The sequence below is a fragment of the Mesoflavibacter zeaxanthinifaciens DSM 18436 genome (genome assembly GCF_000422365.1).
Taxonomy (GTDB): domain Bacteria; phylum Bacteroidota; class Bacteroidia; order Flavobacteriales; family Flavobacteriaceae; genus Mesoflavibacter; species Mesoflavibacter zeaxanthinifaciens.
The window spans coordinates 73,507-94,549 of sequence record NZ_AULQ01000008.1 but is presented as its reverse complement, the minus strand read 5'-3'; the positions used below and the strand labels follow the sequence as shown (position 1 = coordinate 94,549).

General features: G+C 31.9%; 16 protein-coding genes. 5 read left to right on the top strand and 11 right to left on the bottom strand.

Features of this window, described 5'->3' with window-relative positions; all coding sequences use genetic code 11:
* Positions 1-39 precede the first annotated feature (39 nt).
* The 6 genes from H574_RS0108900 to H574_RS0108870 form a co-directional block, all read right to left on the bottom strand.
* Entirely contained in the window at positions 40-438 is a 399-nt protein-coding gene (locus H574_RS0108900) for a hypothetical protein (protein ID WP_036227442.1), read from the bottom strand.
* A 3-nt stretch (positions 439-441) separates the two neighbouring features.
* Entirely contained in the window at positions 442-792 is a 351-nt protein-coding gene (locus H574_RS0108895; protein WP_027880241.1) for a hypothetical protein, read from the bottom strand.
* Positions 793-1,196: 404 nt separating this feature from the next.
* The gene (locus H574_RS0108885; RefSeq protein ID WP_027880239.1) at positions 1,197-1,700 is read right to left on the bottom strand and encodes a GbsR/MarR family transcriptional regulator; all 504 of its coding nucleotides are present in this window, start codon (positions 1,698-1,700) and stop codon (positions 1,197-1,199) included.
* Between the two features lie 128 nt (positions 1,701-1,828).
* A complete protein-coding gene (locus H574_RS0108880; protein WP_027880238.1) occupies positions 1,829-3,859 on the bottom strand; it encodes a M3 family metallopeptidase in 2,031 nt (676 codons plus the stop codon).
* A gap of 365 nt (positions 3,860-4,224) precedes the next feature.
* Positions 4,225-4,710, bottom strand: coding sequence for a 5-(carboxyamino)imidazole ribonucleotide mutase (gene purE / locus H574_RS0108875; protein WP_027880237.1), 486 nt, complete (start codon positions 4,708-4,710; stop codon positions 4,225-4,227).
* Between the two features lies 1 nt (position 4,711).
* A complete protein-coding gene (locus H574_RS0108870; RefSeq protein ID WP_027880236.1) occupies positions 4,712-5,866 on the bottom strand; it encodes a 5-(carboxyamino)imidazole ribonucleotide synthase in 1,155 nt (384 codons plus the stop codon).
* A gap of 119 nt (positions 5,867-5,985) precedes the next feature.
* Here H574_RS0108870 and H574_RS14575 point away from each other — a divergent pair, with 119 nt between their 5' ends.
* From H574_RS14575 to H574_RS0108855, 3 genes are all read left to right on the top strand, one after another.
* Positions 5,986-7,101, top strand: a complete 1,116-nt coding sequence (locus H574_RS14575) for an adenylate kinase (RefSeq protein WP_081653198.1) — start codon at positions 5,986-5,988, stop codon at positions 7,099-7,101.
* An 85-nt stretch (positions 7,102-7,186) separates the two neighbouring features.
* Complete coding sequence (gene obgE / locus H574_RS0108860) at positions 7,187-8,182, top strand: GTPase ObgE (RefSeq protein WP_027880234.1); 996 nt, start codon at positions 7,187-7,189, stop codon at positions 8,180-8,182.
* Between the two features lie 225 nt (positions 8,183-8,407).
* Positions 8,408-9,130, top strand: coding sequence for an SDR family oxidoreductase (locus H574_RS0108855; protein ID WP_027880233.1), 723 nt, complete (start codon positions 8,408-8,410; stop codon positions 9,128-9,130).
* Positions 9,131-9,191: 61 nt separating this feature from the next.
* Here the strand turns inward: H574_RS0108855 and H574_RS0108850 are convergent, their stop codons facing one another.
* Positions 9,192-15,311 carry an alpha-2-macroglobulin family protein gene (locus tag H574_RS0108850; RefSeq protein WP_027880232.1) on the bottom strand — a complete coding sequence of 2,040 codons (6,120 nt, stop codon included), beginning with the start codon at positions 15,309-15,311 and terminating at the stop codon, positions 9,192-9,194.
* A 177-nt stretch (positions 15,312-15,488) separates the two neighbouring features.
* Here H574_RS0108850 and H574_RS0108845 point away from each other — a divergent pair, with 177 nt between their 5' ends.
* Together H574_RS0108845 and H574_RS0108840 are read left to right on the top strand one after the other, a co-directional pair.
* Positions 15,489-16,436 carry a tetratricopeptide repeat protein gene (locus H574_RS0108845; protein WP_027880231.1) on the top strand — a complete coding sequence of 316 codons (948 nt, stop codon included), beginning with the start codon at positions 15,489-15,491 and terminating at the stop codon, positions 16,434-16,436.
* A gap of 301 nt (positions 16,437-16,737) precedes the next feature.
* Complete coding sequence (locus tag H574_RS0108840) at positions 16,738-18,093, top strand: UDP-N-acetylmuramate--L-alanine ligase (protein ID WP_027880230.1); 1,356 nt, start codon at positions 16,738-16,740, stop codon at positions 18,091-18,093.
* 18 nt (positions 18,094-18,111) lie between these two features.
* On the opposite strand, the gene H574_RS0108835 is transcribed toward H574_RS0108840, so the two are convergent.
* The 4 genes from H574_RS0108835 to H574_RS0108820 all read right to left on the bottom strand — a co-directional run bounded on the left by H574_RS0108835 (position 18,112) and on the right by H574_RS0108820 (position 21,035).
* Complete coding sequence (locus tag H574_RS0108835) at positions 18,112-19,464, bottom strand: TrkH family potassium uptake protein (RefSeq protein WP_027880229.1); 1,353 nt, start codon at positions 19,462-19,464, stop codon at positions 18,112-18,114.
* A 47-nt stretch (positions 19,465-19,511) separates the two neighbouring features.
* Positions 19,512-19,871 carry a DUF1304 domain-containing protein gene (locus H574_RS0108830; protein WP_027880228.1) on the bottom strand — a complete coding sequence of 120 codons (360 nt, stop codon included), beginning with the start codon at positions 19,869-19,871 and terminating at the stop codon, positions 19,512-19,514.
* Between the two features lie 4 nt (positions 19,872-19,875).
* A complete protein-coding gene (locus H574_RS0108825) occupies positions 19,876-20,475 on the bottom strand; it encodes an FMN-binding negative transcriptional regulator (RefSeq protein WP_027880227.1) in 600 nt (199 codons plus the stop codon).
* A gap of 107 nt (positions 20,476-20,582) precedes the next feature.
* Positions 20,583-21,035, bottom strand: coding sequence for a DUF1569 domain-containing protein (locus tag H574_RS0108820; protein WP_027880226.1), 453 nt, complete (start codon positions 21,033-21,035; stop codon positions 20,583-20,585).
* Positions 21,036-21,043: the final 8 nt, after the last annotated feature.

Below are 21,043 nucleotides of genomic sequence, written 5' to 3'. Positions count from 1 at the left end.
AGTAAGCGGAAATTAAATATTTTCCGCTTATTATTTGTTTTAACTATTTATTTGAGGATTATAAACCGTTTTAGTAGTAGTTCTAGATTTTTTTCTTCCTCTAAAAAATAGGAACAGATTAAAAAATAGCATGATGCCTAAATAGATGGTAAATCCGCCTAATTTTTTACTTAAAATTTCTATTAGTGTTTGAGAACTCATGGGATTATTCCCGTAGTGAAAAATCTTCATTGTATACAGTGCAAAACCAATATTAATAAGGTAAAAACCTATCTCAAATAGTTTGTTGGTTGCTAAAGCGATATCCTCTTTTCCCTTAAAAATATCTATCATAAAAAGCTTTCCGTTTTTAAAGAGCATTTTAGAAACAAATATTGTTAGTGCAATAACTATTGGTAGGTAAATAAAGTAACCGATAATGATTTTTGAATGTTCCATAATTTATTGTTTTAAAAATTTATGTTTATGTGTTAATTGAAGCAAAAAAATATTGTTGTAATGTAATGCGGCAAGTATTAGTATGATTTTTCCTAAAGTAAAGGTTAGGCTGCTTATTACTTCGACTACATTATGTATAGTTTCCCAATAAGAAATGGTAATTATAGCATAGCCTATATTAGTTAGGTAATATCCTAAAAGTAATAAGTTATTAATTGATTTTACTATTGCTTTGTCTTTGAATAAATTTTTTAAAAATAATTCTCCATTTTTATAGCATATCCATCCAATTCTTACCGTAATAAATATTATTACTGGTAGGTAAATGCAGTATGTGATAATGTTTAAGTTCATGTCTTTTTGATTAGGTAATTAATATAGATATGATATAACCCTATAATCATTGGAATAATTACTAAACATACATTTATAAAGTTTTTTTCATTATTTAATAGTGAAGAAAATATTGGTAGAGTAATAAAATATGTAATTACAGTTGTCCAATAGTAGCCTAAATTGTTAGATACTTTTTTAGGTCTTTTAAGTGATAAGAAATATACACCTAAAATTAATTGAAATATGCCCAGGTAAAATTGATAAAATAGACCACTAATAATATTTTTTTCATAAATCGGTATAACTAACACGATGAGATAGAATACTAGATTTATTAGAAATAGAATTTTATTAAACGTATTTTTCATTATTTTATTATTTTGAAACTTTCAGAAAATATTGAAAGTTTGGTTTAAATTTTTTTATTTGATTAATTTTAATAACGACTTAGTAATCCAGTTTTGTTTTTGGTCTACAAGTTTGTTCATTAAAACGTCTAAATTATCAGTAAGTTCTTTTAAAGCTTTTGTTTGTTTAATTAATTCTTTAGTTTTTTCTGTGCCATCATCTTTAATAGAAGAAACATCGCTTAATACTTTAATAACTGGTTTTATTTCACGTCGGCTACGTTCTTTAGCTACAATTCTAGCTAATTCTTCAACGTCTTTTTCTGTAGTGAAAAAGTCTTTACGTTCACCCGGAATAAGCTCTTTTGTAACAATTCCCCAATCCATTAATTGTCTAAGATTCATGCTTGTGTTACCTCTAGAAATCTGAAGTTCTTCCATGATTTCTTCCATAGATAATGGTTTTGTCGAAATAAAAAGCAATGCCTGTATTTGAGCCATAGCTTTGTTAATTCCCCAAAGCGTGCCTAAACTTCCCCAAGTGTTTATAAATTTATCTTTTGCTTCTTGATATTCCATGACACAAATATATTAATAATTTTAAAACTTTCAATAAATTTTGAAAGTTTATTGAAAAAAATATCATTCTGAAGAAGTAATACAATTAATGTTTTAATTATTTACTACCTTCAGAATGACATAAAATATTACTTAATCAACCCAGCACGTTTTAATAAAGCTTCTGGTTTTGGGTCTTGACCTCTAAAGCGTTTGTATAAAATTAGTGGATTTTCTGTACCGCCTTTTGTAAGTACATTGTCTTTAAATTTTAAAGCAATATCACGATTAAAGATGCCGTTTTGTTTAAAATAATCAAAAGCATCTGCATCTAAAACTTCTGCCCATTTATAGCTATAATACCCAGAAGAATATCCGCCTTGAAAAATATGAGAAAATGCTGTGCTCATACAATTTTCTTCTACATCAGGATATAATTGTGTGTCTTTAAAAGCTTCATTTTCGTGTGCTTTTACATCTGTAACTTCGGTTGGGTCAATACCATGCCAATGCATGTCTAATAAACCAAAACTTATTTGACGTAAGGTTTGCATACCTTCGTTAAAAGTGGCACTTTCTTTAATTTTTTCTACTAAATCCATTGGGATAAGTTCGCCGGTTTCGTAGTGAGTTGCAAATAATTCTAACGCTTCTTTTTCGTAACACCAATTTTCTAACACTTGACTTGGTAATTCTACAAAATCCCAATATACGCTTGTTCCTGAAAGACTAGGGTAAGTGGTGTTTGCTAGCATACCGTGTAATGCATGACCAAACTCGTGAAACAACGTGGTAACTTCATTAAAAGTTAGTAAAGACGGTTTTGTTTTAGTAGGTTTAGTAAAGTTGCAAACAATAGATACATGTGGTCTTTCATTAGAGTCGTTTTGCACAAATTGAGGTTTGTAAGACGTCATCCAAGCTCCATTACGTTTTCCTGAACGTGGGAAAAAGTCTGCATAAAAGATTGAAACTAAGTCGCCATTTTCATCTAAAACCTCGTAAGTCAATACATCTGGATGATACTTGTCAATAGTATCAATTTCTTTAAAAGTCAATCCAAATAATTTATTAGCTACTTTAAAAGCGCCATCAATAACGTTTTCTAATTTGAAGTATGGTTTAAGTTTTTCGTCATCTAAATTGAAAAGCTTTTGTTTTAGCTTTTCACTATAATAAGCACTATCCCATTTTTCAAGATGGTCAATACCGTCTAGTTCTTTTGCAAAATTTTGTAGGTTAGCAAACTCACGTTCTGCAGCAGGTTTGGCTTTGTCTAATAAGTCGTTTAAAAAGCTCTCTACTTTTGCTGGTGTTTCTGCCATACGCTCTTCTAAAACAAAATGAGCATGTGTTTTATAGCCTAATAAATTGGCGCGTTGGTGTCTTAGTTTGGCAATTTCTAAAACATTATTTTGATTATCTAATTTGTTGTTATTAAATCCTTTATTACCAAAAGCAATGGACAGTTTTTTGCGTAATGCTCTGTTTTTTGCATAGGTCATAAAAGGAATGTAGCTTGGGTAGTCTAAAGTGATTAACCAACCATCCTTACCTTTGCTTTCGGCTAATTGTTGTGCTGCTTCAATTGCGCCTTCTGGTAAACCGTCTAGATCTGCTTTATTGGTAATATGCATTTCAAAAGCATTAGTTTCTGCTAATACATTTTCGCCAAATTTTAATTTAAGTGAAGCTAATTTTTTATCAATAGCTCTTAACTGTTCTTTTTTGTCTTCAGATAGATTGGCACCATTTCTAGCAAAGCTTTTATATTTTTTGTCTAATAAGGTTATTTGTTCTTCGGTAAGATCTAGTTGATCTTTTTGATTGTAAACTTCCTTGATGCGAGCAAAGAGTTTTTCATTTAAAGTTATATCGTTGCTAAACTCTGATAAAAGAGGGGAAATATCTTGAGCTATCTTTTGAATCTCTTCATTTGTTTCTGCAGAATTTAAATTGAAGAATATACTCGTAACTCTATCTAATTGCTGACCAGCATATTCTAATGCTTCAATAGTGTTTTTGAATGTAGGAATATTCTTAGATCCTGCTATTGATTCTATTTCTGCTTTAGTTTCTTTAATCAATGTTTCAATTGCAGGCTTAAAATGTTCGTTTTTAATGGCTTGAAACGGTGCCGAATTGTATTTTGTGTTAAATTTATTTAGAAGTACATTCATTACGAAAACGTTTTAGGTGAAATTTTTATTAAAAAAATAACTTTTTTTTTAAATGATACAGTTTTGTTCTTATCTTTGACTCGATTTTTTCCCGTGAGCTGGTTACTCACATAAAAATTATTGATTAATAGCGATAAAAAGCCTCAAATTAATTTTTGAGGCTTTTTTTCTGTCTTATACTCAGTAGGTTTGTTTTTGAACGATAAAAAATGCATTTTATCTAAAAATAAAATAATTTTTGCCTCAATTCTTTCATTTTCAACAAAACTAAGACCTTTGACTTAAGTTTTTTTGATGTGAGTAAAACTCATATAGAAAGATTAATAGCGATGTAAAGCCTTGACTTCTCAGTCAAGGCTTTTTTTCTAAGCTTTAATATCTTTTGCAGCTTGTTCTACTTTTAGTTTTAAGCCTTCTTTGTAAGTAATTATTTTATCTAGAACACATTGATCTGAAGCGCCTATAATTTGAGCTGCTAATATTCCAGCATTTTTAGCGCCATTTAAGGCTACAGTAGCTACAGGTACACCACCTGGCATTTGTAAAATAGATAGTACCGAGTCCCAACCATCTATAGAGTTACTGCTTTTTACAGGTACACCAATTACTGGTAATGGGCTCATAGACGCAACCATACCTGGTAAATGAGCTGCTCCGCCAGCACCTGCAATTATTACATTAATTCCTCTTTTGTGTGCATTATTACTAAAATCGAATAATTTTTCTGGTGTACGATGTGCAGATACAATATCTACTTCTATTTCTATGTCAAAACCTTTTAAAATATCAATAGCGTCTTGCATTACTGGCATATCGCTATTACTTCCCATTACTATGGCAACTTTACTCATCTTATTCGCTTATTACTTGTATTGTGTTTTTTACTTTTTCGGCAATTTGTCTTGCCTTGCTTAAATCTTCATTAACTATGGTTACGTGTCCCATTTTTCTAAATGGACGTGTTTGTTTTTTGCCATAAATATGAGGTGTAACACCTTCAAGATTCATTATGCTTTCTATGTTTTTGTATAAAACATTTCCTGTATGTCCTTCTGCACCGACAAGATTTACCATAATACCACCAACTTTACTTTTAGTTTCACCTAAAGGTAAATCTAAAATGGCACGTAAATGCTGTTCAAACTGACTAGTAAAGCTAGCTTCTATGGTTTGATGTCCAGAATTATGAGGTCTTGGCGCAACTTCATTTATTAAAATTTGGTCCTCTTGTGTCTGAAACATTTCTACTGCTAATAATCCAACATGATTAAAAGCCTCAGCTGTTTTTAAAGCCACATCTTGTGCTTTTTTTGCAACGTCGTCATGAATACGCGCAGGACATATTACATATTCTACTTGGTTGGCTTCAGGATGAAATTCCATTTCTACAACGGGATACGTTTTAATGTCTCCTGAAACGTTTCTTGCCACAATTACTGCAAGTTCGTTTTTAAAAGGTATCATCTCTTCTGCAATGCATTCACCAGCAGGTAAACCTTCTAAATCACTTAATTGTCTTACAATTTTTACTCCATTACCATCGTATCCAAATCTAGCAGCTTTCCAAACAAAAGGTAATTCTAAACCACCATTTTTAATAGCATCTTCTATTTCAGATAAATAAGCAAATCTGCTAAAAGGTGCTGTTGGTAAGTTATGGTCTACGTAAAATAGTTTTTGATTGGCTTTGTTTTGTATTTGACGCAAAGTTTTTGAAGACGGATATACTTTTATGTTTTCGTTTTCTAGTTGTTCTAAAGCGTCTACATTTACATTTTCAATTTCGATAGTTAGTACATCAACTTGTTTTCCAAAGTTGTAAACCGTATCAAAATCTAACAAATCGCCTTTTACAAATTTATCACAAGCAATTTTACTTGGTGCTTGATCACTATTATCTAAAACAAAGGTTTGAATATCAAATTTTCGGGTATTGTAAAGTAGCATTTTACCTAGTTGTCCGCCACCAAGAATACCTAATTTAAAGTTTGAAGAAAAATAATTCATTTTTAATATTAGTTGTGTGCAACAAAAATACATTTTAAATGTAAAATAGCCTTTAAAAATCTAAATCAAATATCGTTAAGCTGCTACAAATCCTTATATTTGCTTTTTAATTTTTTACAATGAAAACTATAAAGCTTCACGACAAAGAATTTAAACCTTTTATTTCTGAACAACAAATAGATGCTGCTGTAACAAAAATGGCACAAGATGTTGCAAATGACTTAGGAGACGAAGTACCTGTTTTTATAGGGATATTAAACGGATCGTTTATGTTAGTAAGTGATTTTGTAAAAAAATATCCAAAACCTTGTGAAGTTACCTTTATAAAATTAGCGTCTTATGAAGGCGTTAAATCTACAGAAGATATTCAAAGGTTAATTGGTTTAACCCAAGATTTAACAGGAAGAACTGTAGTTATTTTAGAAGACATAATAGATACAGGTAATACATTACATGAAATTCATCGTATTTTTAAAAACGAAAATGTAAAGCAACTAGTTATTGCTACACTGTTTTATAAACCAGAAGCTTATAAAAAAGACTTTAAACTTCATTATGTTGGTATAGAAATACCTAACAAATTTATTGTAGGATATGGATTAGACTATGATGGATTAGGTAGAGACTTGCCAGCAGTATATCAACTAAAAACAACACAACACATGACTAATTTAGTATTATTTGGTCCTCCAGGAGCAGGTAAAGGCACACAAGCAAACTTTTTAAAAGAAAAATATAACTTAGTACATATTTCTACTGGCGATGTATTTAGATTTAATATCAAAAACGAAACAGCATTAGGTATGTTGGCTAAGTCATACATGGATAAAGGCGAGCTTGTACCAGACCAAGTAACTATTGACATGCTAAATGCAGAAGTTGAAAAAAATGCAGACGCTAACGGATTTATATTTGATGGTTTTCCGCGTACTAACGCGCAAGCAGAAGCATTAAGTAAATTAATGGATACTAAAGATTCTCAAATTAATGCGATGATCGCTTTAGAAGTAGACGACGAAGTGTTAGTACAACGTCTTTTAGAACGTGGTAAATCTAGTGGTAGAGCAGATGATGCAGACGAGTCTATTATTAGAAATAGAATTAAAGAATACTACAACAAAACCGCTATCTTAAAAGATTACTACTCAGCTCAAGATAAATACTTTGGAGTAGATGGTGTTGGTAGTATAGAAGAGATTACAGAACGTCTTTGTACTGTAATCGATAAACTTTAAAATGAGTTTATTCGTTTTTTGGTTAATTTGAAATAATTAAAACCTTCATAAAACGAATTCATAAATTCGCAAATAAATTAAATAAATGACCGAAGGTAACTTTGTAGATTACGTAAAAATGCATGTCTCTTCAGGAAAAGGAGGGAAAGGATCTGCGCATCTTAACCGCGAAAAATATAACGCAAAAGGTGGACCAGATGGAGGCGATGGTGGACGTGGAGGACACGTAATTATTAGAGGTAACGAAAACCTTTGGACGTTACTACATTTAAAATTTCAACGTCATATCCGTGCAGGTCATGGTGGCGATGGTAGTAGTAATCGTAGTACAGGATCTGATGGAGAAGATTACATTATCGAAGTCCCATTAGGAACCGTAGTAAGAGATACAGAAACTAACGATATCCTTTTTGAGATTACAGAACAAGGTGAAGAAAAAATTGTTGCCGAAGGAGGAAAAGGTGGATTAGGTAACTGGCACTTTAAAAGCAGTACCAACCAAACACCACGTTACGCGCAACCAGGTATTCCGTTAGAAGAAAAAGACATAACATTAGAGCTTAAAGTCTTAGCAGATGTAGGTTTAGTAGGTTTTCCTAACGCAGGAAAATCTACTTTACTATCTGTAATGACCGCTGCAAAACCAAAAATAGCAGATTACGAGTTTACAACTTTAAAGCCAAATCTAGGTATCGTAAAATATCGCGATTATCAAACTTTTGTGATGGCAGATATACCAGGGATTATAGAAGGAGCTGCCGAAGGTAAAGGATTAGGCTATTACTTTTTACGTCACATAGAGCGTAATTCGGTATTGCTATTTTTAATTCCAGCAGATGCGCCAGATATTAACAAACAATACGAGATTTTGTTAGACGAGCTTAGACGTTACAATCCAGAAATGTTGGATAAAGACCGTATGATAGCCATCTCAAAATGTGATATGTTGGATGACGAGCTTAAAGCCGAATTAAAGCAAGAGTTAGACAAAACCTTACCAATTCCATATCAATTTATCTCAAGTGTAGCTCAACAAGGCATTACAACGCTTAAAGATAAATTATGGGACATGCTTAATTAATTTTATTTTGGCGTTACCCTAAAAGGGTCAGGCTTTCATTACTCGCTTCCCAACTAAAAAGTTGGGAGAGCTCAAACATGCCATTCAATCCTTAACGCGGTATGTTTGCTGTCCTAGTGTTCAAGTCAGAGATTATTTCAATTTTATAAATATCCTAACATTTTAAAATTCGACTTGCGTTGTAGGTTTTGTAACTTTGGGTTTCAACCAAAAAAATAAAATTCTATGAGCAATTTAAATAATAAAGTCGCTTTAATAACAGGCGGATCAAAAGGCATTGGATATGGTATTGCCTATGCATTAATGCAACAAGGTGTTAACGTAGCTATAACCAGTAGAAGTGCAGAATCTGCTCAAAAAGCAGCAGGACAACTAAACGCAGATGTATCTACAGCAAAAGCAATCGGACTAGAAGCAGATGTAAGACAATTAGAAAGTCAGCAACAAGCTGTTAAAACAACTGTTGAGACCTTTGGACAGTTAGACATTGTTATTGCTAATGCAGGATTAGGACATTTTGGTAGTATAGAAGATTTAACTTCACAACAATGGAACGAAGTTATAGATACCAATCTAACCGGCGTTTTTAATTCGATTAAAGCAAGTGTAGATGCACTTAAAGTAAGTAAAGGGTATTATATTACTATTTCTAGTTTAGCAGGAACTAACTTTTTTGCTGGAGGATCTGCTTACAATGCTAGTAAATTTGGTGTTACAGGATTTACCCAAGCGGTAATGTTAGATTTACGTAAATATGGTATAAAAGTAAGTACGATTATGCCAGGATCTGTTTCGACTTACTTTAATGGTAACGAGCCAAGTGATGAAGGCGCATGGAAAATACAAATTGAAGATATTGGCGAGTTAGTGGTTGATTTATTAAAAATGCATCCACGTACATTACCAAGTAAAATTGAAGTACGACCAACAACGCCGCCAAGTAAATAACTATAGATACAAAAAAGGCTTCCAAATTTGGAAGCCTTTTTTGTATTCAATAATTACATTATTATTCAACATCAATTCTTACGCCTTCACTGTGACTACTAAATTCTGGTGCATACATGCTTTGTATAGTAGTTATACCATTACTCATGTTACCAGCATTATTTACGCGTAAATCATATTCAAACACATAAACACCTTTTGGTAGGTAATCAAAAAAGAAGTTTGTACTTGCGTCTTTTGTGCTTTGATAAAAGCCTAAACCGTCTTGCCATTTGTATTGACTAATCACATTGGTTGGCTCTAAACCTGCTGCACGCATATCTTTCATGTGGATAAATTCCATGTTTCTGTCGCTTCTTAATTCGATTCTTACGGTTACTAAATCGCCAACTTTAAGTTTGGTTTCTTTATTAATTTCGGTAAGTGTTTCACCAGTATCTGTATTAGTTTTTAAGAATAATTTTTTCTTTAGTTGAAGTGGCGTTTTCGCAGAGGTAATTTTATCTAAGTCTTCAAAGTACTGCCAGTATAAACTTCCCCAAGCAATTCCTTCTCCTTTTTTAGAGATTTTTACTTCTGCCATTTTAGACGAAATTTCATTAGCAGACCAAGACGTTTTAAAATAGCCAGTTCCAGCTTCAACTTTAACGTCTTCCATAGTATTAGGATCTATTTTTTGATTACCTAAAACAATGTCTACCATATCCGTTACACTTAACCAATCGCTACCTTGAAGTAATAATGCGTACACAGCTTCGGTAGTAGCTTTGGTTGTTTTCCAACGGTTGGTTTGCTTGTTTTTAAGTAACCAGATTTTAAGATTATCTATGGTTTCAAGATTCTTCGTTTCATTTTGAATGACATTACCAGCTTCAGAAAATGTTTCAATTAGTAACGCTTGTGTTTCAATTGGTGCTTGATACCAATACCAAGAGTTTTCGTTAGATTTCCAATACATACCTAATTCTTCACTAGTTATACTGGTTTCTTTTAATGAATTTAAAATTTTAGAAGTGGTATTAGTGTCATTATTTCTATAAGAAATTAATGCCATCAATCCTTTGTTATACAGACTTCTGTTTAACCAATAGTTTTGAATTTGAGACTGATAATAATCCATTATCGTTTTTACTTCTTTAGACGTTTTAATTTCTGGGAAAAAGCTACGCATGTACAAATAATGTATTTGCATATGACTTAAATGGTCTTTGCTTAAATCTACATCTTTGTTGTATTTAGTTAAGTTGTTGTATTCTTCTACAAATTCTGAATCTAAATACTGGATTGCTTTTTTGATCATAGATTCTTCGCTGTCGCTCTGAATGACATTAAGTTGTTTTAAATGTCCAAAACCAGTTATAATGTGTTGCGTGATAAAACGGTTTGGTCGTCCGCCATTAAACCAAGCCCAAGCGCCATTAGACATTTGGTTTTGTTTTAATTTGTTTTTAGCGTTTTGCAATTCGTTATTCATTTTATTTAAATCGAAAAGCAATGCAATACGTTTTTTCTGTTCGGTTTCGCTTTGCGCATCGCGTAACCAAGGTGTTTCTTGAATTAAAATAGATTTAAGTTCTTGGTTTTTCTCTAAATTACTAATCAACGCATCGGTATTTTTCCATTGATTAAATACCTCTTGAATTCGCGGATTACTATTTGCAATATGACTAGCCAACGCATTAGCGTAATATCTACTAAAGGTTTGCTCGTTGCAATCGTAAGGATATTCCATTAAATAAGGTAAAGCTTGTACCGCATACCAAGCAGGATTGCTAGTCATTTCTAACGTTAATTTATGATGTTTTAAAGTGCTTGATGAGGTGTTTTTAAGCTTATCTAGTGTAAATGTTCTAGTTTGGTTACTTCTAATCCACATTGGTAATGTTTCGGTAACTAACATTCTGTTGGTTAAAACTGGTAACGCATTTTGTTCACCATCACTAAAATCTCCTGCTTTTGCCACAATTTTATATTGAACAGCATTTACCGTATCTGTAATAGATAGTTGCCAAGAGACTTGTGTATTGTTGTCTTTGTCTATGGTGAAATTCTCGACTGAGTTTGAGCTGACAAGCAAAGACGTAATATCTTCAGCAGAAACTGCATCAGTCAATATTAATTTAGCTTGTCCTGATAAAGCTTTATCAGATAAGTTGGCAATTTTAGTGCTAATGGTTATTTGGTCACCTTGACGTAAAAAACGAGGTGCGTTTGGTATAACCATAAGCTCTTTTTGCGTCACCGTTTCTAAAGTTGAAACTGAGCTTTTCAGAGTTTTTGTATGTGCTAATAATTGTAGTTTCCATTTGGTTAATGTTTCTGGTGTTGTGAAATTGAAACTGACGTTACCATCTTTATCTGTTTGTAACTGCGGAAAGAAAAACGCTGTTTCTTGTAAGTTTTTACGAATTGTAACAGTGCTGAAATCTATTTCTTGTTTATCAATAATTTTTCCTTTTTTCATTAAGAAATAATATTCTTTTTTGTCTTTTAGTTTAAGAGCTTCATTAGGTATATAATAGGCTGTATCTAGATTTGAATTTTTATAATCACTTTCATTTGATGAAACTACAGAAATATCTGACACAATAACTTCTTCTTCATCTTCAACAACTTCAATAGATTCTGGAGCAGGAACAGATACGCCTGCAGCTCTTCCTTGTAAAGCATCATATCTATAATTATTACCAAAACTCAACCCAAACCAATTAATTTGATCGTATTGTTGTGTTGGATAGTTATAGTAATTCTTGTTATTATTTATGACTCTAAATCCGCGTTGTCCAAAACTGTTTCCGTTGTTTTTGTTATGATTTGGATTGTATGTAGGTTGATACAACGGATTAAATTCCCAACTATGTGATTTAAATTGGTCTAAAGAGGCATCATACATGCTGGCTAATAATTCGGCTGAGATTTTTTCACCTTTTGGTCCTTTAATTTTGAAGCTCCAAGTCTCATCTGTTCCTGGTTGTATTTTGTCTCTAAAGGTTGTGGTTTCTATTTCTAAATCGGTTTTTGGATATGGCACAGAAATAGCTAAAGTGTTAGCGGTATAGCTATTAAAAGCAGCAAAACTATAATGTACTGCAAAACCACCAAGATCTTTATCTGTAACAGGAATACGAATGGTTTTTTTCTCGTTGTTTATTACGTATTTATTACTATTGATAATACGGTTGTCTTTTTCTACATCAATAAAAACAGTAAGGTTTGTCGCTGCACTACCAAATGTGATTACTGCAGTGTCGTTAGGTTGGTAACTGTCTTTGTTTGTGGTAATGGTAAACAATTGGTTGTCTGAAACAGTGTTATCTTTTTCACTGTAAAGTGTTGTTCTGGTTTCATCTTTCACTAATTGTCCAAACTTATCTTTGCTTTCTAAAACAATAAGGTATTTACCAGAATCCCATTTTCTGATGTTACCAAGTTTAACGTCTTTAGTGTTTTCAGTATTGAATTCTTTAGTAAGCAAAATTTTACCTTTATCCCAAAATTGACTATCATCTTCGTTATTATAAGCATCGTGTGGAAATAGGTTTTTAAATTCAGTTTCACTTAAATTATGATAATCTGGTGCATCCCAAGGACGTTTTCTTAATACTTGATTTGGCGCTTTAAGTTTGTAAATTTTAATGGTGCCTTTTGCAGAAACAAATTCGCCATTTAAATTTTTAGTATCGATTTGGATTGCATGCGCTTTATTGGTTTTATCTAATTCACTTTTTACAGACATAGTTGCTGTTAAAGCATGATAGCCAACGTTGACGATAGTCGTTGCACTTCTAGTTTCACCATTAATATCGGTGATGTCTGCAGTGACTTCGTAATTAAAAATAGGTTGTGATTTTTGATCAACACTTTGGTCTGGTATGGCTTTAAATGTAATATCAAATTCACCTTTATCATTTGTTGTGGTTTCACCGTGAGTTATTTCTTGAGGTTCGCTGTTAAAATACGGTCTGCGCCAGTACCACCAAGTTGGATATTGTACTTTGCGTTTTACGGTGTAAGTGACTTTAGTATCGCTAATATTACTACCAGCGTAGGCTTTTGCGTTACCTTTTATGGTAATACTATCGTTAATTTTGAAGGTTTCGGTGATTGGATTAAAATTTGCTTCAAATTTTGGACGTTTGTATTCTTCAACTGAAAAATAATGTCTACCATTATCAAAGGTGTGATTTTTTCCTAAAATTTGAATTTTGTATCGTCCGTTTAAACCTGAATTTGGTAAAATAAACTCGCCAGCAACCGATCCAAAATCATTGGTTTTTAATTCTAAACGACCAACTTCTTCATTGTTTACATTATAAAGAATAGCGTAAACTGCTTCGTTTTGTAATACTTCAGATTTTTGTTTAAATGTTTTAATGGCGATTGCCTTAAAATAAACAGTTTGGCTAGGTCTGTAAATACTTCTGTCTGTAAAAACAAATGTGTTGTAACGTGTTTCTTCTTTGTTAGTATTATCGTATGTTCTGCCAACGTAATAATTGCCAAAATAAGCAGTTTGGTTGTTGTGATTAACTTCTGCACTAACGTCTGAAAGATAGGTTGACGCTTTTTTTAAGGTAGCTTTACCAAATACGTCGGTTTTTAATGTCGAGTTATGGTATTTGTTTTTGTAATTTTTACGGTACGTAATATCTAAAGTTGCATTTTGAATAGGTTGCCCGTTATTTCTGTCTATTAATTGAAAAATAACTTCGTTATTGGTTTCCATTTCGGTTAACGCAAAATCGGTAATTTGAAAGGTTTGCGTAGCGTACAAATCGCTATTGGCTCTAGCAAGAATTAGATAGCTTCCATTAGATAATTTTGGTACAACAACTTCTGTTGTGTGCGATTGGTAGTCGTTTTCGTTTTTTAAATTATTGTTCCAATTCGTGTGTTGTTTTAAAGTTTTTATGAACTTTAAACGCTCGTCTTCACGATAGGTTTTGTTGTATGTTTCTAACTGATTTTTTGATAAGTTGTATAGTGTAAATTCAAGATTTTCTACATTTTTATAACGTACCAGAAATCTGCTATTTTGCTGAATTGGAATATACGTTTCGGTAGTAATTTGTAGTTCTTTATTTAAAATTTGTTGTTTTAAAATTGTACTGTTTTTAGCGGCTTTACTATCAGGAAAACGTTTGATAATATTGTTTACAATCGCTAAAGCTTCTTGTATTAACCAACGATTTTCGGTACTGGTTTTAGAATCGTATTGTAAGCCATTTTGATAGGTTTTTTCGGCAATTTCAAACTCGTAAAGCGCAGCTGTTTCATCTGTTTTTATACTAAAAATTTCATCTTTTAACGTTTGAAGGTAAATTTCATCTTTATTATTAAACGTCGCATGTTGTAAGACATAGTCAAGACGCTGAATATTAACATCAACTAACGCTTTATAATTTTTGTTTTGTTGATGAAATTGAATCAGTTTTTGATACACTTTTAAAGCCTGTAGTTGTAAAGATGTACTGTCTTTAGCTTCAAGTTTTAGGGTAGAAAATTTTGATGAAGTACTTAAATAGGTTGCGTTATCAATTTCAAATTTATATGCTGGCTTTGTAATGCTGTTTTCGTCTGTTTTAAAAAAGTCTAAAGCATTGTGACTTAAAATATCAAATAACGTTGGTCTGTATGTTTCTGAATTTTTAGCCTTATTAATTATCGCATCAAATTGATGGATTGATGTCGATTTTAAAACGCTTTCATTTTCTAAAGATTGATTAAAAAGCGTTTGTATTTCGGTAAATAAAGTGTTTAAATCCCAAGTTCTAAAATCTTCATCATCAACTTTACTTTCGGTTTTTGTACGATTGTAAAATTTATATCTATTTTGATTAAAATACTGCCAATATAAGTTAGCCAACAAGTTTTGTAATACGTTTTTGGTAGGCGATTGGCTGTTGTTTATTTCAGTTTTAAAATCTCTGATAATGCTTAATTGCGCATCTTCTTCTAGGGTTAGTGTATACTTACTTTTAAAAATAAGCGTTTTAATAACTTGTGGACTGTTTTGCTCCTTTTTAGCTAATATTTCAATTTGCTTAACAACATCCAAAGCGCTTTTAGGCAAACCATCTTTTTCATGGGTTTTGACTTGCTTCCAAAGCTTGGAATAGTCATCTTGAGCGTAAGTAGTAGCAAAAAGTAAAATCATTATTAAGGTTGAAATTTGTTTCATAAAATTATTTTTAATAGCAAGATAAGTTTAGACATTTTGACTTAAAACTAAAAATACGTGAATCTATCGTTTTGTTGAGTAAAACGATAGAAATTTAAAGTTAACAATTATTAACGCAACAGAATCAAAAACAATACCAACAGAATGTTATTTTTGTATAAATTGAAAATACTAAATATGCGATTAATCATTTTTATATGTTGCTTTCCGCTTTTTTTAATGGGGCAAACCTCTATTGAAAAAGGAAAAGCTTTTATTCAACAAAAATTGTTTAGCAAAGCAGAAGCAGAGCTAAAACCTTTTGTTGATCATAATGAAAATGATTTAGAAGCAATAGAATTATTAGGCGATGCTTACGGACATCAAAAAAAATGGGATGAAGCCGCAAAACAATATAAAAAGTTGACCGAAGCCAAACCAACCGAAGCTAATTACCATTACAAATATGGAGGCGCTTTAGGGATGAAAGCCTTGTCTGTAAGTAAAATTAGAGCATTAACCATTATAGATGACGTTAAAGCAGCGTTTTTAAAAGCAGCCGAATTAGATCCAAATCATATAGACACACGTTGGGCTTTAGTAGAGTTATACATGCAGTTACCAGGTATTATTGGTGGTAGTAAAAGTAAATCTTTAAAATATGCTAACGAGCTTGAAAAACTTTCTAAAGTAGATGGTTATTTAGCTAAAGGTTATATTTACGAATATGATGACGAGCCAGAACTTGCCGAAGATTATTACCTAAAAGCTATTAAAGTTGGTGGCTCTATTACTTGTTACGACAAGCTAACAGCGTTATATGAAAAGGAAAACCTACCAGAAAAAGCCATAAGTAATATTGAAGCATCACAGGTAAAACATAAAAGAAACGCTTTACACTATCAAATAGGGAAAGTGTGTGCAGATTATAATGTACAATTAGATAAAGGTCTAACATGTTTAAAAGTGTATTTGCATAACTACTCAGCAAAAGATGGTGTGCCAAAAGCTTGGGCAAATTACCGTATAGCACAAATCTACAAACACAAAAAAGACATTAAGCAAGCTTTAGCACATATAGATCTAGCTTTAAAAGAACTACCAAAAATTGAAGTCTTTAAAGAATTTAAGGAAAGTTTGCAGTAAGCAGTAAGCAGTAGGTATTAGGTAGTAGGCAGTGAGCAGTCTTTAGTCACAGTCACAGAAACAAAGCAAACTCTGTAAAATATTTAAATAATAATTAGTGAACATTCGTGAAATTCGTGTCAAGCAACACCTCGCAAAGTCACAAAGCATCAAAAACTAAAAATCTCTACGAGTCTCTGTATCTCAGAGAAACTCTGTGTAATAACTAGATAAACTCTGCACATAAATTAGTGAAAATTTGTGAAATTAGTGTCAAAATAAATTCCAATATGTATCTTTGAAACATCTTCAAAAATAAATCATGAACGTACATTTTATAGCTATTGGCGGAAGCGCAATGCACAACCTTGCATTAGCATTACATAACAAAGGATATCAAGTAACAGGAAGTGACGACACGATTTTTGAACCTTCAAAATCACGTCTTGAAGCTAAAGGATTATTGCCAGAACAATTTGGATGGTTTCCTGAGAAAATTACTGATAAATTAGATGCTATCGTTTTAGGTATGCACGCTAAAGCAGATAATCCGGAGTTATTAAAAGCTCAAGAATTAGGCTTAAAAATATACAGTTATCCAGAGTTTTTATACGAGCAATCTAAAGATAAAACTAGAGTTGTTATTGGCGGTAGTCATGGAAAAACCACAATAACATCTATGATTTTACACGTCATGCATTACCATGACCGCGATGTAGATTTTATGGTTGGCGCACAATTAGAAGGTTTTGACGTGATGGTAAAATTAACCAAGGATAATGATTTTATAGTTTTAGAAGGTGATGAGTATTTAAGTAGTCCGATAGACAGACGACCAAAATTCCATCTATACAAACCCAATATTGCATTGTTAAGTGGTATTGCTTGGGATCATATTAATGTCTTCCCAACCTATGAAAATTATGAAGAGCAGTTTAAAATCTTTGTAGATAGTATTGTACGAGGTGGAAGTATAAATTATAACGAAGAAGACGAAGCGGTTAAACGCATTGTAGAAGCTAGCGAAAACCCAATTAGAAAATTACCATATCACACACCAGAATACACTGTTGAAGATGGCGAAACATTGTTAGAAACTCCAGAAGGACCAATGCCAATAGAAGTGTTTGGTAAACACAACTTAAATAATTTGGCTGGTGCAAAATGGATTTGTCAACATATGGGAATAGATGAGGATGATTTTTACGAAGCTATTTCAACATTTAAAGGTGCAAGCAAGCGTTTAGAAAAAATTGCCGAAACCAATAATAGCGTTGCTTATAAAGATTTTGCACATTCGCCAAGTAAAGTAAGTGCAACTACAAAAGCTGTTAAAGAACAATATGCAGATCGTACTTTGGTAGCGTGTTTAGAATTACATACCTATAGCAGTTTAAATGCCGAATTTTTAAAAGAATATAAAGGCGCTTTAGATGCAGCTAATGTCGCAGTAGTGTTTTACAGTCCGCATGCGGTAGAAATTAAAAAACTAGACGCGGTAACACACCAACAAATAGCAGATGCTTTTGAGCGTGATGATTTAATTATTTATACCAATCCAGACTATTTTAAAAATTATCTCTTTTCTCAAAATTTTGATAACAAAGCCTTATTGTTAATGAGTAGCGGTAATTATGGCGGACTGGATTTTGATGAGGTGAAAGGATTGATAAAATAAACTGTTTTTTTAGAAGAATTAAACAGCTAAATCATCTTCTTTTATTTTGTTTAAATAGTTATGCTTCTGTTTTAGTAGAGCAAATCCAAAAGTTAAAACACCTACGCGACCAATAAACATAATCATTATTATTAAAATTTTCCCTAAGCTGGAGAGATCACCTGTTATACCTGTACTTAATCCAACAGTTCCTAAAGCAGAAGCTGCTTCGAATAAAATTTTATCAAATGAAAAATTTTCTGTGTAGGATAATAAAAAGGAAAATAAAAAAATCAAACTTGTATAAAGCATAAAAGTAGAAGTAGCTACATAAATCCTCTCAAAAGGAATTAATCTATTTAAGAAAGTGATTTTTTTCTGACCTAGCAATCTACTTTTTAATATAGCTAACATCGCTGTAAGAGTTGTTATTTTCATACCACCAGCAGTACCAGAAGGAGATGCTCCTATATACATTAAGAATGTTAATAATAATAAAATCGGTAGAGAAAAGTCACCAATAGGTACTGTGTTAAAACCGACTGTTGTCATTGCAGACATGGCTTGGAAAAATGATATCATTAAAGGACTATCATGACCAGTTATAGTTGCGCTTTCTGTGGTGTAAATAATAGAAGTACCTATTGCTAATAGAACAATAAACCCATAAATAATAATTTTTGTTGTAAAAGAAACTTCTTTTGATCTGCCTGTCATTCTGTACCATAGATCTGTAATAACGATAAAACCTAATGATCCAGCTATAGCTAAGCAAGATATAATTGTGTTAATAAAAACATTGTCTTTAAAGCCTTCAAAACCATCATTAAATAACCCAAAGCCAGCTGTGCAAAAAGAAGAAATACTATGAAATATAGAAAACCAAATTGCTTGAATGTTTTCCATCCCAGAATTTGTAAAAGCAATGTAGAACAATACAGCTCCAATACTTTCCATTACTAGTGTGAATATAATTACACTTTTAATAAAATCTTTAATTTTAATTGTATTAGGTAAAGTAAATTCTGCGCCAATTAATTTACTATGCCAGCGTGTTAATCTTTTTGTAGTAAAAATTAAATAATAAGTAGTTAGTGTCATATATCCTATTCCTCCAATTTGAATAAGACACATGATTACAAATTGACCTAAGTAATTATATGAGTCAAAAATACTAATAGTAACAAGACCTGTTGTAGAAATGGCTGATGTAGAAATAAATAAGTTGTCTAAAAGAGATACATCAGTTTTATGAAAAAATGGAATACTCAATAAGAAAAATCCAATAATAGTGTATAAAAAGAAACCCCAAACTAAATTCATTTGAGGTGATTTACTAATTTGAAATTTTCTATACCAATTTTTTACTTGTTTAAGTAATTTAGATCTCATAGCTTAAATTTTAAACAAAGATACGATATAAATGATTTTCTATTGAACTATATTAACACCAACAAAATCCCAATCAAAGCCGGTAAGGCTTGAACAAAAAATATCTTTTTAGATGCTGTTAGTCCGCCATAAATACCAGCAACAGCAACGCAACCTAAAAAGAATAATGCAATGTTAGATTGCCACGTTGGGTTAGTGATAAAAAACGTCCAAATTAATCCAGCTGCTAAAAAACCATTATATAAACCTTGGTTTGCTGCCAACGTTTTGGTTGGTGTAAATAAATCTTTAGGAAACTGCCTAAAAATTTTTGGTCCTTTGGTTTCCCAAGTAAACATTTCAAAATATAAAAAATAGAGGTGAAGCAAGGCTACTAAGGCTATGATAATGTTGGTTAGTATATTCATGATTTTAATTTTTAAATACCTTGTCTAAAAAAGCCTTAATACTATCTTGACTGCTTTTAATTAATTGTTGTCTGGCGTTTTCTTTGTCTTTTGGTAGTTTGTCTTGAGAGAGTTTAAACTTGCCTTCCCAAGTTTTAATATCTATTTCAAACAGTTTAATATAGTCTAAATTTTTATCTAATCTTGGGTTGTCAGGCTCTAAAACGTAGTTGTGTTCTGGCGCTTCTAAAAACTCGGTCATCGTAATTAAAGACTGTTTTAAAGCAGCTTTGTCTTCAATTCTGGTAACAGTTCCGGTAAGGTGTACTTTAATGTAATTCCACGTTGGTAATTGTGTTGTGGTATAAATACTTGGCGAAATGTAACATTGTGGACCAGAAAATATTATGGTCACTTCATTTTCATGCTGAAGCAAGTCCGTTTGCGGATTATAAATATCTATATGACCAATAAGTTTACCATCGGTTTCGCGATAAATTAATGGCAAATGCGTTATTAAAGGGTGATTATCTTTTACCGAAATTAATGTAGCTAACGGATACGTTTTTATCACTTCAATATGATGAAGCTGGTTATTATCTTGATGTTTTTTTGGAGGATACACTTTTTAAGTTGAAAGTATTTAGAATTGAAAAGTATTTAAAGTTTTAAGCTAATAACACTCGTTTGGTAGTTTAGCGAAGTTTTTTTGGTAGCTGAGCGTAGTCGAAGCTACACACCAAATTGTCTAAAATGATGATCTAAATGTTTATAAGCACTTTTTCCCCATTGGTCTGCGGTAAACGTCCCGAAATAAGGATGTTTCTTTTTAGGTTCAAAATAATTTTTAGACGTGCTCATGATTTCAATTTTAGACTTTAATTTATCTTTTTCGGTATTAAAACCGTCACTATTTACAATTATAAATTCTTTAGCAGTTGGCAAACCTTCTTTCCAGGGTTTATCGTTGTAAAGGCTTGACGCAACAAGTTTCATCATCATACCTATTAAAAAATTAGGTTTTTTAATAGTGCTTTCGCCTAAAGCTAATTCAATAGGTTTTGTACAGTGTACCAGCATTTGATTTACGTTCATTTTTCCCCATTTAGCCGACGATTCAGCATCAAGATTTTCTAAACGGTTTAATAGTTCAGCTTTAGCTTCGGTTTCAAAAATAGATTTCATATTTAGAT

Coding starts and splice junctions, on each gene's coding strand:
- obgE (WP_027880234.1), top strand. CDS start 7,187: ATGACCGAAGGTAACTTTGTAGATTACGTAAAAATGCATGTCTCTTCA.
- H574_RS0108870 (WP_027880236.1), bottom strand. CDS start 5,866: ATGAATTATTTTTCTTCAAACTTTAAATTAGGTATTCTTGGTGGCGGA.
- H574_RS0108820 (WP_027880226.1), bottom strand. CDS start 21,035: ATGAAATCTATTTTTGAAACCGAAGCTAAAGCTGAACTATTAAACCGT.
- H574_RS0108850 (WP_027880232.1), bottom strand. CDS start 15,311: ATGAAACAAATTTCAACCTTAATAATGATTTTACTTTTTGCTACTACT.
- H574_RS0108835 (WP_027880229.1), bottom strand. CDS start 19,464: ATGAGATCTAAATTACTTAAACAAGTAAAAAATTGGTATAGAAAATTT.
- purE (WP_027880237.1), bottom strand. CDS start 4,710: ATGAGTAAAGTTGCCATAGTAATGGGAAGTAATAGCGATATGCCAGTA.
- H574_RS0108830 (WP_027880228.1), bottom strand. CDS start 19,871: ATGAATATACTAACCAACATTATCATAGCCTTAGTAGCCTTGCTTCAC.
- H574_RS0108880 (WP_027880238.1), bottom strand. CDS start 3,859: ATGAATGTACTTCTAAATAAATTTAACACAAAATACAATTCGGCACCG.
- H574_RS0108845 (WP_027880231.1), top strand. CDS start 15,489: ATGCGATTAATCATTTTTATATGTTGCTTTCCGCTTTTTTTAATGGGG.
- H574_RS0108895 (WP_027880241.1), bottom strand. CDS start 792: ATGAACTTAAACATTATCACATACTGCATTTACCTACCAGTAATAATA.
- H574_RS0108900 (WP_036227442.1), bottom strand. CDS start 438: ATGGAACATTCAAAAATCATTATCGGTTACTTTATTTACCTACCAATA.
- H574_RS0108855 (WP_027880233.1), top strand. CDS start 8,408: ATGAGCAATTTAAATAATAAAGTCGCTTTAATAACAGGCGGATCAAAA.
- H574_RS0108840 (WP_027880230.1), top strand. CDS start 16,738: ATGAACGTACATTTTATAGCTATTGGCGGAAGCGCAATGCACAACCTT.
- H574_RS14575 (WP_081653198.1), top strand. CDS start 5,986: ATGAAAACTATAAAGCTTCACGACAAAGAATTTAAACCTTTTATTTCT.
- H574_RS0108885 (WP_027880239.1), bottom strand. CDS start 1,700: ATGGAATATCAAGAAGCAAAAGATAAATTTATAAACACTTGGGGAAGT.